The following is a 13382-nucleotide window of genomic DNA, read 5'->3' as shown; positions in this document are numbered from 1 at the left end:
CGGGTGGTCAGTGACTGAGCTCGAGGACGCCCTCGACGGGGGTGTTGAACTGCAGCAGCGCAGCCCCGTCCACTCCCGGAGCACCGGGGTCGAGCCGGACCTCGGTGAGCGCGCAGTTGCGTACCGCCGGGAAGACCTGGCGGTAGCGGGACAGGTCGATGCCGACGAGGTGGCAGACCGCGAGCCGGATGGCGGTCGTGTGCGCGACGACCAGCACCCGCCCGTCGGGCTCGGCACCGGCGATGTCGCGCAGGCAGGCCACGAACCGGTGGGCGGCCTCGACCGGGGACTCCCCCGCCGGCAGGTGGTGCTCGACCGGGTCGTGGCGGAAGGCGGCCAGCTCGGAGGGGAAGGTGCTGGCCAGGTCGGACTTGGTGAGCCCCTCGGCGGCGCCGAAGTCCAGCTCACGCAGCCGGTCGTCGACGACCGGCTCGACGCCGAGGGCGGCGGCCGAGTCCCGGGCCGTGCGCACGGCGCGGCTGAGCTGGGACGACCACACGGCCGCCAGGTCGGCGGTGGTCGCCCACCGCGCCAGCAGCTCGGCCTGGCGCACCCCCCGTGGGGTCAGCTCGATGTCGCTGCTGCCCGCGTAGCGGTCCTCGGAGTGCCAGACGGTCTCGCCGTGGCGGACCAGGACGAGGTCGGTCACGACGCCACCCCTGCACCGGCGCGGGCCAGGGCGTGCTCGGCGGACTCCGGAGGCAGCCAGCCCCGGTCGGCGAGCTCGGTGACCAGACGGCGGTACGCCGGCGCGAACACCGCCCCGCGCTCGGGGTCGTGGTGGTGGGTCCGCGCCGCAGGCACCATCTCCCGGGCCCGGTCGGCCAGCGGGCCGGTCGACGAGGCCGCGAGCACGGCCATCCCGGCGGCCGACCCGGCAGCCGACCAGCCGGCGGCGGGCACCTCCAGGTCGCGTCCGGTGACGTCGGCGCGCAGCTGGGTCCAAGCGGCGTTGGCGGAGCCGCCGCCGGTGCTGACGTGCCGCCCCGCGAGGTCGGCGCCTAGCCGGTCCAGGCCGTCGAGGGCCAGCCGTTCGACGAGCGCGACGCCCTGGAGAAGCGCGGCGAACCGCTCCGGGGGCCGTTCGCCCGTGCGGTCACCGAGGGTCAGTCCTCGTGCGTCGGGGGCCACGAACGGGAACCGCTCTCCCTCACCGACCAGGGGGTAGACCACGGTGCGGGCGGGCTCGCGCACGTCGACCGCCGCACCCAGGTCGTCCAGCGACCAACCGGCAAGGCCACCGGATTCCTGCTCGTGGACCAGGACCCCCGCGCCCGTGCTCGAGGCGCCCCCCGGAAGCCAGGACCCGTCGGGGGCCCGGTGGCTGTAGACCACGCCCTGCGGGTCGTGCAGCAGGTCGCGGGTGACGCCCTTGAAGACCATGGTGGTGCCGAGCACGACGTTCCAGCTGCCGGGCTCGGTGGCGCCTGAGGCCAGCTGCGCGGCCGTGCCGTCGGTGGCCCCGGCGAGGACCGGGGTACCGGCGACCAGCCCGCAGCGGGCCGCGGCCTCGGCGCCCACGACCCCGAGACGCGCGCCGGGGCGGACCAGCGCGGGGAAGAGCGAGGCCGGGAGGCCGAGCGCCTCGTGGACCTCGGCCGGCCAGGTGCCGGACTCCAGGTCGGCACCGGTCTTCAGCGCGTTCGACAGGTCGGTGGCCACGGGACCACCCACCAGGTGTCGGTTGACCACGTCGACCTGGTGGGCGAGCAGCCCACCGCGCGCGCCGGGATGCTCCTCGAGCAGCCGGAGCAGCTTGGGCAGCGCCCAGCTGGTCTGCATCCGCTGGTACCCGAGCCGCTCCCACGTCGTGGCCCCGGCCTCGTTGACCCGGTCGCGCTGCGCGGTGGCGCGGGCGTCGTCGTACATCACCGCCGGGGTCAGCGGGGCGCCGTCCGCCCCGACGACCAGGACCGTGCCGGACGTGCCGTCGACGGCGATCCCGGCGACCCGGTGCGGGTCGAGGTCGGCGACGGCGTCGGCGATCGCGGCCGCCGCGGCCGACCACCACTCGTGCGGGTCCTGCTCGTGCCGGGGACCGGAGCGGTGACTGGTCAGCGGCCGCTCGCCGCGGCCGACGATCTCCCCGGTCGAGGTGACCGCCAGCGCCCGGACACCGCCGGTGCCGAGGTCGACCCCCAGCCACACCTCGCCGCTCATGCCGCTCATGCCGGGCCCGCGCCCGGGGCGGTGGCCCAGGTCGGGGCGACCGCCTCGCGCAGCTCGAGGAAGCGGGCGTGCAGGTCGTCGTAGCGGGCGGTCACTGCCGGGTCGGGCTCGAGTCGGCCGACCGCGGCGACGTGGTGGTCGGCGACCTCGGCCACGTCGGCGGCGGTGATCCTGCCCGCCGAGACGTCGCGCCGGGCGACCAGCCCGGCCAGGTACGCCCCCCGCGCGCCGACCTCGGCGTCCTGGCAACGCGTGACCGGACACCCGACCACGTCGGCGACCAGCTGGGCCCAGGTGTCGTTGTGGCTGCCACCGCCGGCCAGGCGCAGCACGGTGGGGATCGGTCCGGCCATGGCCACGCAGTCGCGCACCGCATGGGTGAGGCCCTCGAGCACGGCCCGCGCGAGATCCTCGCGGCCGTGTTCCAGGCTGAGGCCGTGCAGGCTGCCCCGGGCGCCGGGGTCCAGGAAGGGCGCCCGCTCACCGGCCGGGGAGAGATAGGGCAGGAAGACCAGGCCGCGGGCACCCGCGGGGCTCTGGGAGGCCAGGGCGACCAGGTCGACCGGCGCGTCGACGCCGACCAGTCCACAGGCCCAGTCGAGCACGTCCGTGCCGGCCGCGGTGGGCATCACCCGCAGGTCCTGCCCGGGCACCCCGGAGCGCAGCCGCAGGCCGGCCTCGGGTCCCCGGACCGGTTCGTCGGCACCGATCACGGTGGCGGTGCAGAGCGTCGTGCCGAGGATCGCGCAGGCCTCCCCCACGCGCACGGCGCCGCTGCCCAGCACGGTCGAGGGCACGTCGTAGGGCGCCATGACGGCGACCGCGTCGTCGGCCAGGCCGAGCTCGGCCGCCAGGCCGTCGACGAGCGGCCGGGACCGGTCGTCCTCGGCCAGCGGGTCGGGGAACAGGTCGCGGGCCCAGTCGAGGCCGTAGAGCGCGAACAGGTCCTCGGCCCACGCCGTCTCCCCCGCGGGCAGGAAGGGCGCGGAGGCGTCGGTGGTCTCGATCGCGGTGCGGCCGGTGAGCGCCGCGTGCACCACCCCGCCGCAGCTGAGCGCGGCGGCTGCGTTGTCGAGGCGGGCCGGCTCGTGCTCGGCGCACCACGCGAGCAGCGCGTTGGCCAGCCCGGAGAAGGTCATCGACCCGGTGCGGGCAAACCCATCGGCCAGCACCCCGTCGGCCTGCCAGGTCCGCACCTGCGCGCCGGCGCGACCGTCGTTCCACAGCAGTCCGGTGCCGGTCGGGGCGCCGTCCGCGTCCACCAGCCAGCAGCCGTCTCCCTGGGCGGTGACCGAGACCAGGTCGACCTCCTCCGAGCCGCCCCCGGACCGGGCCACCTCCTCGACCACGTCGAGCACGCGGCGGCGTACGGCCTCGACGTCCTGCTCGGCGCGGCCGGGGCCGGGGCGGTCGACCTGGGAGGCCCGGCGGGCCACCCCGGTCTCCTGGCCGTCGGCGTCGTAGCCGACCGCCTTCACCACGCTGGTCCCGACGTCGACGCTGATCGTCACCACGCTCATCGCTGCACTCTCCTCTGCTCGGTCGTGTGGGACACGGGTCTCACCCGCGTCCGTGGCTGGCGCGGGAGGCCCGGGCCACGGAGTCGACACCGACGGCCAGCAGCAGCACCGCGCCGGTGACCATGAACCGGAAGGACGAGTCGAGGTTCAGCAGGGTCAGTCCGCTGGAGATCGACTGGATGACGAGGATCCCGAGCAGCGCGGCGAAGGTCGTGCCGCGGCCCCCGAACAACGAGGTCCCGCCGATCACTGCGGCGGCGATGGCGTTCAGGTTCACGTCGCCCGTGCCGGTGCTCTGGTTGGCGGCTGCCAGACGGGAGGCGGCGAGCACCCCGCCGAGCGCGGCCAGGGTCGAGCAGGTGACGAACGCCCCGACGTAGACGCGGCGGACATCGATCCCGGCCCGGCGGGCGGCCTCGACGTTGCCACCGACGGCGAAGAGGTAGGTGCCGTACTTGGTGCGGGTCAGCACGTAGTGCATGACCAGGACGAGGGCGACGAACAGCACGACCATCCAGCCCAGGCCCCGGGCGGTGTTGAGGTACGCGACCGCGGCGCCGGCGACGATCAGGACGAGCACGGAGCGGACGACCACGAAGGTGGTCGAGGCACCCGAGAGCCCGGCGGCGCGGCGCTCACGGGACCGGCCCAGCCCGGTGAGCAGCAGCCCGGCCGCGACGGCGGCGACCAGCACGTAGCTGAGCCACGCCGGGAGGAAGGCCAGCTGGGCGAAGTAGACCAGCTGGGAGTCGAAGGGCAGGTTGATCGACCCGATCCCGCGCAGCACGTAGAGCTGCAGGCCGAGGAACCCGAGCAGCCCGGCCAGCGAGATCACGAAGCTGGGGATGCCGAAGCGGGTGAAGACGAACCCGTAGAACAGCCCGATCACGGTCCCCGACAGCACAGCGGCGAGCAGCGCGACGAGCGCGGGTTGGCCCTGGTCGACGAAGAGCACGGCGAGGGTGGCCGCGGACAGCCCGCTGACCGAGCCGACCGACAGGTCTATCTGCCCGACGAGGAGCACGACCACGATGCCCAGCGCGATCATCCCGACCGGCACCGACTCCAGGAGAAGGTTGACCAGGTTGGTGCTGGACAAGAACACCGGGTTGAGCAGCTGGAGGACCACCGCGATCACGACCAGCCCGCCGATCACCGGGACGACACCGAGGTCGCCGGCGCGCAGCCGGTCGAGCTGCGCCCGGGCGGCTCCGCCGAGGCCGGTGGCCTGGGTGAGGCGCTCGTCCTGGCGGTCGGTGGGGCGGGTGTCGGTCCCGGCGCTGGTTCCGGTGCTGGTGTCGGCGGTCATCGGGTCTCCTCCGTGGGGACGGGCGGGTCGGTCGGCCGGGGCTCGCGCGACCGGACACGGCGGCGGGTCACGGCGTTGTCGGTGGCGCCGGTGATGGCGGCGATGACCTCCTCGACGCTGGTCGAGCCGACGTCGAAGGTGCCGTTGTTGCGCCCCAGGCGCAGCACCGCGACGCGGTCCGCGACGGCCTGGACGTCCTCCATGTTGTGGCTGATCATCACCACGCCGTGACCGTTCTCCCGGAGCCGGTCGACGAGGTTGAGGACCTCGGCGGTCTGGGCGACGCCGAGGGCGGCGGTGGGCTCGTCGAGGATGACGACGGTGGGGTCGCCGAGCAGGGAGCGGGCGATGGCGACGGTCTGACGCTGCCCGCCGGAGAGTGCAGCCACCGGCACGTGGACCGTCGGGATCTTGGCCGAGAGCTGGCGCAGCAGCTCCCAGCTGCGGACCTCCATCTGCACCTCGTCGAGCCGTAGCCCGCGCAGCTCGGAGCCGAGGAAGAGGTTCTGGACGACGTTGAGGTTCTCGCAGAGCGCCAGGTCCTGGAAGACGGTGGCGATGCCGAGGTCGCGGGCATCGGCCGGCGAGGCGATCCGCACCGGCCGCCCGTCGAAGGAGATCTGGCCGGCATCGGCGGCGTGGACGCCCGAGAGCACCTTGACGAGGGTCGACTTGCCGGCGCCGTTGTCGCCGACGACGGCCACGACCTCGCCGCGGCGGACGTCGAGGTCGACGTCGGTGAGCGCGGCGACGGCACCGAAGGACTTGCTGATGCCCTGCAGGTCGAGCACGACGTCCCCGGCCTGGTCCGGCGCTGCCGGCGCCAGACCGGCGGTGGCCGGGGTGGTCACAGCAGCCCCAGCTTCTCGCAGTCGGCGCGGTACTCCGCGGTGCACACGTCCTCGACGGTGAACGGGGCGTCGGCGCCCCCGAGCACCTCCGCGAGGTTGTCCTGGGTGACCACGGTGGGCTCGAAGAGCTGCGAGGGCGTGTCGAAGAGCGTGGTGTCGGCCTCGGGCTCCTCGCCGTTGACGAAGGCCCAGGCGACGTCGGCGGCGGCCTCGGCGACGGTCTTGATGGGCTTGCTGATGGTGTTGTACTGGTCGCCGGCCGCGATCCGCTGCGCGGCCGCCAGCTCGAAGTCGTTGCCGGTGACCGGTGGGACCGGGGCGCCGGCGGCCTTGAAGGCCGCGATCGCGCCGCCGCCCGTCCCGTCGTTGGCCGCGACCACGCCGGCGATCTCGTCGCCGTACTTGCTGACCTGGCCCGAGACCCAGTCCTGGGCGCGGCTGGGGGTCCAGTCGGGGGTGTCGTACTCGGCGAGGACCTCGAAGTCGCTGGACTCCACGGCGCTGGTGGCGCCGTCCTTGATCAGCCCGGCGGCGGCGTCGGTGGGCGAGCCGTTGACCTGGAGCAGGCCGCCCTGGATCCCCTCGGCGTCGAGGTACTCCACCAGCGACTCGGCGATGCTGGCGCCGATCGCCTCGTTGTCGAACGAGACGTAGAAGTCGGCTGCACGGTCGGGGATCGGCCGGTCGTAGGCGATGACCGGGACTCCCTGGGACTGCGCGGTCTGCACGATGGTGGCCGCGGCAGCGGAGTCGACGGGGTCGAGCACGATCGCGCTGGCGCCCTGGGCGAGCGCCGAGTTGGCCTGCTCCTGCTGGGTCGCGGCACTGCTGTCGGCGTTCTGGTAGATCACCGTGCAGTCGGGGCACAGCTCGCCCATCTTCTCGGTGAAGAGCGGGGCGTCGTAGAGCTCGTATCGGGTCGAGGCGAGGTCGGGCATCAGGAACGCGACCGAGGCCTGGTTCGGGTCGGCGGCCCCACCGCCGCCGCTCGCGGTCGAGCCACCCTCGTCGGCGCAGCCGGCGAGCAGGCCGGTGAGGGTCAGGACGGTGGTGGCGGCCAGGGCTGCGCGGCGGGCGGGACGGGACGGTGTGCGCATGGAAGGACTCCTCGGGTCACGAGCGGTGTGATCGACAGCACAGTGTGGTGTGATGACAGCGTCAAGAGATCCCATGAAGTCCTCACCAGAGGACGCAGCGACGGGCGGACAGGTGTGAGGTACGACGGGCAGGGTGGGGCGGGCGGGGTTGCAGCCTCGGGCGACAAAACCCCATCTGACCTGGCCCGAGGACGGGTCGCGGACCCAGACCCGGCCCCGGTCGACCGGGCAGACGAGCACCCTGGGTACGTGTGTGATCACATCTCGCCTCACATCCGCGCAAGGCTGGGTGGCCCGCGATGAAGGGGAGCATGGACCGCCCCCGGAGCCGCCGGGACCAGATCCGGGCCCGGGTCGCCGACGCCGGCTTCGTCCGCATCGACGCGCTCGCAGCCGAGCACGGCGTCAGCGCGATGACCATCCACCGCGACCTCGAGGACCTGCAGAGCCACGGATGGCTCCGCAAGGTCCGCGGCGGGGCGACCGCGGTGCCGTCCTCGATGCACCACGGCGACGTGCGCCACCGGCTCGGCACGATGACCGCGGCCAAACAGGCCCTGGCCCGCGCGGCGGTGCGTCACATCGAGCCTGGTCAGGCGGTGCTGATGGACGAGAGCACCACTGCGCTGGCGATGGCCGACCTGGTGGCGGCGCGGGCGCCGCTGACCGTCGTGACGCACTTCCTGCCCCTGGTGAACCGACTCACCGGTGAGCCGGGGGTGGAGCTGATCGCTCTCGGGGGCTCCTACTTCGCCGCCTACGACGCGTTCCTGGGGCTGCGCACCGTCGAGGCCCTCGCGAGCCTGCGCGCCGACGTCCTGATCTCCTCGACCACGGCAGTGCGCCGCGGCCACTGCTACCACCAGTCCCAGGAGACCGTGGCGGTGAAGCGGGCGATGATGGCAGCCGCTGAGACCAGCGTGCTGCTGGTCGACTCCTCCAAGTTCGACCGCCGCGGACTGCACCACCTCGCGCCGCTCACCGCCTTCGACCACGTCCTGGTCGATGACGGGTTACCCGTGGCCGAGCAGCGGCAGCTGCGGGAGCAGAAGGTGAACCTGACCGTGGTCCCGGTCGCTGGTCGCGACGACCTCGGATGAGTCGCTCAGCGGCGCACGCGCCACCGTCCCAGCAGGGTGCCGTCCTGCTCGAGCAACGAGATTAGGTCCAGGTCGACGTCGACGTCCGGACCCATCGACATCCGCGCGTGCTCGCCGGCCAGGACCCGCGGGACCACCGTGGCTGCGACCTCGTCGATGAGTCCTGCGGCCAGCAGGGCCGCCAACGTGGTCGGTCCTCCCTCGCAGGTGACCTCGCGCCATCCGGCCGCAGTCATCCGGTCGCGCAGGGCGGCGAAGTCGATCTCGTCCTCGCCCACCACCCATACGTTGTCGGCGCCGAGCACCTGCTCGGCCTCGCCGAGGTGCTCGGCGCCGGCGGGCACCACCATGACGACCCGCCCGGGCTCGGCGTCCCGCAGCCCGTCGGGCACGCGGCCGCCCCGACTGAGCAGCACGATCGGGACGTCAGCCGGGCCGTACCCCTCGTCGCGCGCCGTGCCGGCGCCGACGAGGACCGCGTCGACCAGACCGCGGAGGGCGCCGAAGACGGCGTGGTCGGGCTCGTTGTTGAGCCCGCCGCTGAGGCCGTCGGGGCCGGTGGCCGCGCCGTCCAGGGACGAGATCATGCAGGCGCGGATCCACGGGCCGTCGGGCGCGTCGGCCGGGCGGGCGTACAGGCCGGCGAGGTCGTCGACGGCGACGTCCCGGGGGGCGTCAGGGCCCAGGAGCAGCCTCACCCGTAGTACTCGAGCTGCCGCTGCGAGGGGCGGCGCTCCGCCAGCATCATCGCGGCGATCCCGCCGCCGACCGCACCGAACAGGTGCGCCTGCCAGGAGATGCCGGGCTGGCCGGGCAGGACCCCGAGCAGCACGCCGCCGTAGAGGAAGAAGAGCGTGAGGCCGAGGATGATGTCCCAGGCCGACCGGGTGAAGAAGCCACGGACGAGCAGGTAGACCAGCCACCCGAAGATCAGGCCAGAGGCACCGACGGTCACCGACAGCGACGGGGAGAACACCCACACCCCGACCCCGCTGACCAGCCAGATGATCGCGGTGGCGGCGAGGCCGCGGCCGATGCCGGAGGCCAGGACGAGGTAGCCCAGGACGAGCGCAGGCAGCGTGTTGGCGACCAGGTGGCCCCACCCGCCGTGCAGGAACGGCGCCAGCAGGATGCCCAGCAGTCCTTCCTCGCTGCGGGGGCGGATGCCCTCGCCGTCGAGGGACTCGTTGAACGCCACCTTGTCGACACCTTCGAGCACCCACAGCAGCGCCACGAAGCCGCCGGCCCAGATCGCGGCGCGCACCCAGTCGGGGGTGCGCTGGTGCTGCGGGGTCTGGTGGAGGCTCACACCGTCACGGTATCCAGCGGGCGAAGAGCAGGCGCTCCCACACGTCGCCGGCAGAGATGACGTCTGTCATGAGCCCGGCCCTCGGACCCGAGCGAGACTGGCCGGACACCCCGGACGGGGAGGACACCACCATGGCCGACGACCTTCGTCGACGTATCGACGACCGGTTCCCCCATCTCCGGGGCGACCTCGACCGGTGGGCTCCCGCGCCGACCCGGCGTCGCGAGACGCAGGCCGTCGCCGTGATGCTGGCTGCGCTGCTGCTGGTCTCGGTCGTCGCCGTGGCGATCGGGGCGCCGCCGCTGCTGCTGGTGCTGCTGGCCGTCCCCGTGGCGGTGCTCTATCTGGGGCGGTGGGCCGCACGCGTGGTGATGGGCGACGACCCTGTCGACGGTTCCGGCACGGCCGTCACCCGCTGACGCCCTGGTCGCGCTCCCACCGCAGCACCCAGTACTGCCGCCGTACGGGTCGTCGTCGTAGTCGACCATGACCCGCTCGGAGCCGGTCAGGACCTCGGCGCCGAGCCACCGCAACGATTCGACGTCAGCCCAGACCTCCCGCGCGAGGGTGCCGTCGAGGCCGGCCAGTGCGGCGGGGTCGGGCGCGGCAAGCGACCGGCCGAGCTTGGTGTCGAAAGCCGCCGCTCGAGGCTCGAGGTGACCCCGCGCCTTCTCGCTCGAGGCCATGGTCGCTGGCATGGAGAGGGTCTACGAGGAGGCTGCCCGCGCCGTCAGCTAGGCCCGGACTCCTGCCGAGTTCCGGCCCACGCTGCACCCATATGTACGCCCTCGGCGGCTTCTCTCTGCTGACCCACCTCGGCGCCGCCCTAGGCGGCATCCTCATCGGCTTGGCCATCGCCCGCGGCAGGTAGGGTCCTGGCGTCCCGTCAGCCACCCCCAAATCTGGCGGACGGGGCAGCGCCCCCGGTCATCGCCCCCCCAATGACGGGCCGGGGGCGTCTTACGTTTCAGGCCGACCACCCTCAACGGTCGGTGGAGCGCACCCCATCGCAGCGCACGTCCGGTCGCTCGACCCAGACCGACAAGGGCCGACCGCAGTGACTGCAAGGCCACGTGTTCTCCGCTCCGAGCATGAGCTCGTCGAACACGCTCTCCTCGCCGCACGCGCAACCAACAGTCACCGCCACGCTGATCAGCGTGGGCGCGAGTCGTTCCCCGGTAGTCCCCATGAGTGTTCTCCCTCTCGCCGGCTGAGGCTCGACCCGCAGCACGCGACGATGGTTCGGACCAACCCCTCGTCCGGATTGGTCTCAGACGTCTACGGGCCGAATCGAGGACGCCGGCACCCACGACTGCCGCACCGTCGCCTCCGTCGCGCCACCCTGCGGCGGGTCGGCCGCGATCACCCACCCCTCCCACCCGACGCCCTCACGCTGCCGCCACTCAAACAGCCCGGCGCCGCGTCGGCCCCCCGCGACCGGCATGCTGCTGGTGCTGCCGGCCGTCCCCGTGGCGGGCTCTACCTGGGACGGCGGGCCGCACGCGTGGCGATGGGCGACGACCCTGTCAACGGTTCCGGCACAGCCGTCACCCGCCGACGCCCTGGTCGCGCTCCCACCGCAGCACCCAGTACTGCACGCCGTACGGGTCGTCGTCGTAGTCGACCATGACCCGCTCGGAGCCGGTCAGGACCTCGGCGCCGAGCCACCGCAACGTCTCGACGTCGGCCCAGAGCTCCTGCGCAAGGGTGCCGTCGAGGCGGGCTAGCGCGGCCGGGTCGGGCGAGGTGAGGGCCCGGCCGAGCGCGGCATCGAAGGACGCCGCGCGGGGGTCGAGGTGGCCCGGAGCCTTCTCGGTACGCCGGGCCGACCCGTTACCGATCACCAGCGTCGGCGCGGGCCGGTCGTCGATCGGGTGGAGGGTCCCGCCGGCCTCGCCGACCAGGTGCTCCGCGAGCCGCAGGCTCTGGTGCTCGCACTGGACCGCAACCGTCTCGCCCGGCTCGCACAACCACGCCACGGCGGCGCGACAGGCGGCGCGAAGCTCAGCCAGGGGGTCCTGCTGGCCGGCGTACTCGGGGAGCAGGGCGAGCGCGCCTGGCACGAGCGCGATGCGGCCCGGGTCTCGAGACGCTCGCTGCGCTCGCTCCTCGACCTCCGAGTTCACTGCAGCCCCCGGATCGCCCGCGCCGGTAGCCGCCGCCCGGCGATGCTCCAGGCCATGTCGACGACCTGGCGGGTCTCGACGACCTCGTGCACCCGGTAGATGCGGGCTCCCGCGGTCGCGCAGACCGCGGTGGCGGCGAGCGTGCCGAGCAACCGCTCCCCCACCGGCTTGTCGAGGGTCTCCCCGACGAAGTCCTTGTTGCTCAACGACACCAGCACCGGCCACCCGGTGTCGACCATCTCGCCGAGGCGACGAGTCAGCTCGAGGGAGTGGAAGGTGTTCTTGCCGAAGTCGTGCGCCGGATCGATCACCACCGACTCCCGCGCAACGCCGGCGGCCAGAGCCCGCTCGGCATAGGCCGTGGTGTCGGCGATCGCCGCGGCGACCACGTCGTCGTACTCCACCCGGTAGGGACGCGTGCGCGGCACCGCTCCCCCGGTGTGGGTGCAGATAAGCGCGACGTCGTGGGTCGCAGCCACGTCGACCAGCTCGGGATCTGCACCGCTCCAGGCGTCGTTGAGCACGTCAGCGCCGGCCCGGCACACGGCGTCGCCGACCTCGGCGCGCCAGGTGTCCACGGAGATCACCAGCGAGGGGTACGCCTCGCGCACCCGCCCCACGAAGTCGACGACCCGCGCCTTCTCCTCGGTGGCGTCGACCTCGGCCCCGGGGGCCGCCTTGATGCCACCGATGTCGACGATCTCCGCGCCCTGCTCGACGACGAGCTGGACCCGCTCGAAGGCCCGGTCCTCGGCCCAGGTCGCCCCCCGGTCGTAGAACGAGTCGGGCGTCCGGTTGACGATGGCCATCATCAGCGTGGTGTCGTCGGTGAAGACGTGACGGCCGAGTCGGAGCACGTGGTGAACCTAGCCGGACGCGCCTACCCGCCCACGCCGCCCGCCGGCGGACGCTCCACGGTCACCACGTCGCGGTCGTCACTGGTCAGCATCCCGCCCGGCCCCGGCCCGTGCTGACGCAGCACCGCCGGCGCTCCGACCTCCCGGGCCCCGAGGCGAGCGAGCGCGGCGGCGACGATCTGGGTCGACATCCCGCCGAGATCGCGCAGCGCTTGGTGCCGGTGGGCGCGACGGCCGAGGTCTACCTGGGCGACCGCGTCGGTGCCCACCAGCCGGACGGTGTCGATCAGCGCGGCCAGCTCGATGGCGTACCCCGTCGGCATCCACAGCTGTTCCAGCAGCGAGCGCCGTGCGGCCCACTCCCCCGCCAGCGGCTGCACCAGCCCGCCCAGCTCGGGGAACGATGTCGCGATCAGCGGCCGGGCGACCAGCTCGGTCACCCGGCCGCCCTCCCAGGGCCCGTCGGCGCCGGGGCGCTCGTAGAACCCCTTGACCAGGGCCACTCGACTCACCGGGTCTCGTGACGCTCGCTGCGCTCGCTCCTCGACCTCCGTGGACGCCGCTGGTCGAGGTGCGAGGGCCGCCGGGCCCGAAGCCTCGAGACCCGGCGACGGGAGAAGCAACGGCCCGAGCAACCCCGGCACGAAGTGGGTGTCCCAGTCGAGCAGGTCGGCGTCCATGAAGACGACCAGGTCGCCGGTGGTGACGAACAGCGACTTCCACATCGCCTCGCCCTTGCCGGGATGCGAGCCGAGGTCGGGGCGGATCTCGGCGCTGCGGTGCACGGTCGCCCCGGCGTCGGTCGCGACGTCGTAGGTGGTGTCGGTCGAGTCGGAGTCCACGACGATGAGTTCGTCGATCAGGGCGGTCGTCTCGACCAGCGCCTCCCGCACCCGCGTCACCACGTCTCCGACCGTCGCGGCCTCGTTCCGCGCCGGCACCACGAGGCTCACCGTCGTGCCTGCAGCGACCTTCGCTGCGAGCAGGTCACCGAGGGTCCAGTCGTCCCAGGCGTGCGTCGCGATCCCGTGCAGCGCCCGCACC

Annotated in this window: 13 protein-coding genes; 2 read left to right on the top strand and 11 right to left on the bottom strand. The window is 73.5% G+C overall.

Going from position 1 to position 13382, the window contains the following annotated elements:
- Positions 1–7: 7 nt before the first annotated feature.
- From ENKNEFLB_RS04145 to ENKNEFLB_RS04120, 6 genes are read right to left on the bottom strand one after another with little or no spacing between them, the layout of a single operon-like run.
- Positions 8–649, bottom strand: coding sequence for a histidine phosphatase family protein (locus ENKNEFLB_RS04145; RefSeq protein ID WP_214058035.1), 642 nt, complete (start codon positions 647–649; stop codon positions 8–10).
- Positions 646–2169, bottom strand: a complete 1524-nt coding sequence (locus ENKNEFLB_RS04140) for an FGGY-family carbohydrate kinase (protein ID WP_214058034.1) — start codon at positions 2167–2169, stop codon at positions 646–648. The genes ENKNEFLB_RS04145 and ENKNEFLB_RS04140 overlap by 4 nt, the downstream gene beginning before the upstream one ends.
- Positions 2166–3689, bottom strand: a complete 1524-nt coding sequence (locus ENKNEFLB_RS04135) for an FGGY family carbohydrate kinase (protein ID WP_214058033.1) — start codon at positions 3687–3689, stop codon at positions 2166–2168. Before ENKNEFLB_RS04135 ends, ENKNEFLB_RS04140 begins: the two co-directional genes overlap by 4 nt.
- Before the next feature lie 40 nt (positions 3690–3729).
- Entirely contained in the window at positions 3730–4998 is a 1269-nt protein-coding gene (locus ENKNEFLB_RS04130) for a sugar ABC transporter permease (protein WP_214058032.1), read from the bottom strand.
- Positions 4995–5849, bottom strand: a complete 855-nt coding sequence (locus ENKNEFLB_RS04125; RefSeq protein ID WP_246535833.1) for an ATP-binding cassette domain-containing protein — start codon at positions 5847–5849, stop codon at positions 4995–4997. Before ENKNEFLB_RS04125 ends, ENKNEFLB_RS04130 begins: the two co-directional genes overlap by 4 nt.
- Positions 5846–6946, bottom strand: a complete 1101-nt coding sequence (locus tag ENKNEFLB_RS04120; RefSeq protein WP_214058031.1) for a substrate-binding domain-containing protein — start codon at positions 6944–6946, stop codon at positions 5846–5848. Before ENKNEFLB_RS04120 ends, ENKNEFLB_RS04125 begins: the two co-directional genes overlap by 4 nt.
- A 311-nt stretch (positions 6947–7257) precedes the next feature.
- On the opposite strand from ENKNEFLB_RS04120, the gene ENKNEFLB_RS04115 reads away from it, so the two are divergent.
- Positions 7258–8046 (top strand): DeoR/GlpR family DNA-binding transcription regulator, encoded by a 789-nt coding sequence (locus tag ENKNEFLB_RS04115; RefSeq protein WP_214058030.1) that lies wholly within the window; start codon positions 7258–7260, stop codon positions 8044–8046.
- Positions 8047–8051: 5 nt separating this feature from the next.
- On the opposite strand, the gene ENKNEFLB_RS04110 is transcribed toward ENKNEFLB_RS04115, so the two are convergent.
- Both ENKNEFLB_RS04110 and ENKNEFLB_RS04105 read right to left on the bottom strand, forming a co-directional pair.
- Positions 8052–8744, bottom strand: a complete 693-nt coding sequence (locus tag ENKNEFLB_RS04110) for a dihydrofolate reductase family protein (protein ID WP_214058029.1) — start codon at positions 8742–8744, stop codon at positions 8052–8054.
- Positions 8741–9355 carry a rhomboid family intramembrane serine protease gene (locus ENKNEFLB_RS04105; protein WP_214058028.1) on the bottom strand — a complete coding sequence of 205 codons (615 nt, stop codon included), beginning with the start codon at positions 9353–9355 and terminating at the stop codon, positions 8741–8743. Before ENKNEFLB_RS04105 ends, ENKNEFLB_RS04110 begins: the two co-directional genes overlap by 4 nt.
- A gap of 68 nt (positions 9356–9423) precedes the next feature.
- On the opposite strand from ENKNEFLB_RS04105, the gene ENKNEFLB_RS04100 reads away from it, so the two are divergent.
- Complete coding sequence (locus tag ENKNEFLB_RS04100) at positions 9424–9774, top strand: hypothetical protein (protein WP_214058027.1); 351 nt, start codon at positions 9424–9426, stop codon at positions 9772–9774.
- A gap of 1128 nt (positions 9775–10902) precedes the next feature.
- Here the strand turns inward: ENKNEFLB_RS04100 and ENKNEFLB_RS04095 are convergent.
- From ENKNEFLB_RS04095 to ENKNEFLB_RS04085, 3 genes are read right to left on the bottom strand one after another with little or no spacing between them, the layout of a single operon-like run.
- Entirely contained in the window at positions 10903–11418 is a 516-nt protein-coding gene (locus ENKNEFLB_RS04095; RefSeq protein ID WP_246535832.1) for a class III extradiol ring-cleavage dioxygenase family protein, read from the bottom strand.
- Positions 11419–11477: 59 nt separating this feature from the next.
- Positions 11478–12338, bottom strand: a complete 861-nt coding sequence (gene folP, locus ENKNEFLB_RS04090; RefSeq protein WP_246535831.1) for a dihydropteroate synthase — start codon at positions 12336–12338, stop codon at positions 11478–11480.
- 23 nt (positions 12339–12361) lie between these two features.
- The gene (locus ENKNEFLB_RS04085) at positions 12362–13381 is read right to left on the bottom strand and encodes a glucosyl-3-phosphoglycerate synthase (protein WP_214058025.1); all 1020 of its coding nucleotides are present in this window, start codon (positions 13379–13381) and stop codon (positions 12362–12364) included.
- Position 13382 lies beyond the last annotated feature (1 nt).

The sequence above is a fragment of the Nocardioides aquaticus genome (assembly GCF_018459925.1).
In the GTDB taxonomy this organism is placed as follows: Bacteria; Actinomycetota; Actinomycetes; order Propionibacteriales; family Nocardioidaceae; genus Nocardioides; species Nocardioides aquaticus.
The sequence above is the reverse complement of the archived record's forward strand: the minus strand, read 5'-3'. Positions and strand labels throughout refer to the sequence as shown.

Bases quoted from the DNA above. Each gene is read 5' to 3' on its own strand.
- ENKNEFLB_RS04140 (WP_214058034.1), bottom strand. From the start codon at position 2,169: ATGAGCGGCATGAGCGGCGAGGTGTGGCTGGGGGTCGACCTCGGCACC.
- ENKNEFLB_RS04135 (WP_214058033.1), bottom strand. From the start codon at position 3,689: ATGAGCGTGGTGACGATCAGCGTCGACGTCGGGACCAGCGTGGTGAAG.
- ENKNEFLB_RS04130 (WP_214058032.1), bottom strand. From the start codon at position 4,998: ATGACCGCCGACACCAGCACCGGAACCAGCGCCGGGACCGACACCCGC.
- ENKNEFLB_RS04120 (WP_214058031.1), bottom strand. From the start codon at position 6,946: ATGCGCACACCGTCCCGTCCCGCCCGCCGCGCAGCCCTGGCCGCCACC.
- ENKNEFLB_RS04115 (WP_214058030.1), top strand. From the start codon at position 7,258: ATGGACCGCCCCCGGAGCCGCCGGGACCAGATCCGGGCCCGGGTCGCC.
- ENKNEFLB_RS04100 (WP_214058027.1), top strand. From the start codon at position 9,424: ATGAGCCCGGCCCTCGGACCCGAGCGAGACTGGCCGGACACCCCGGAC.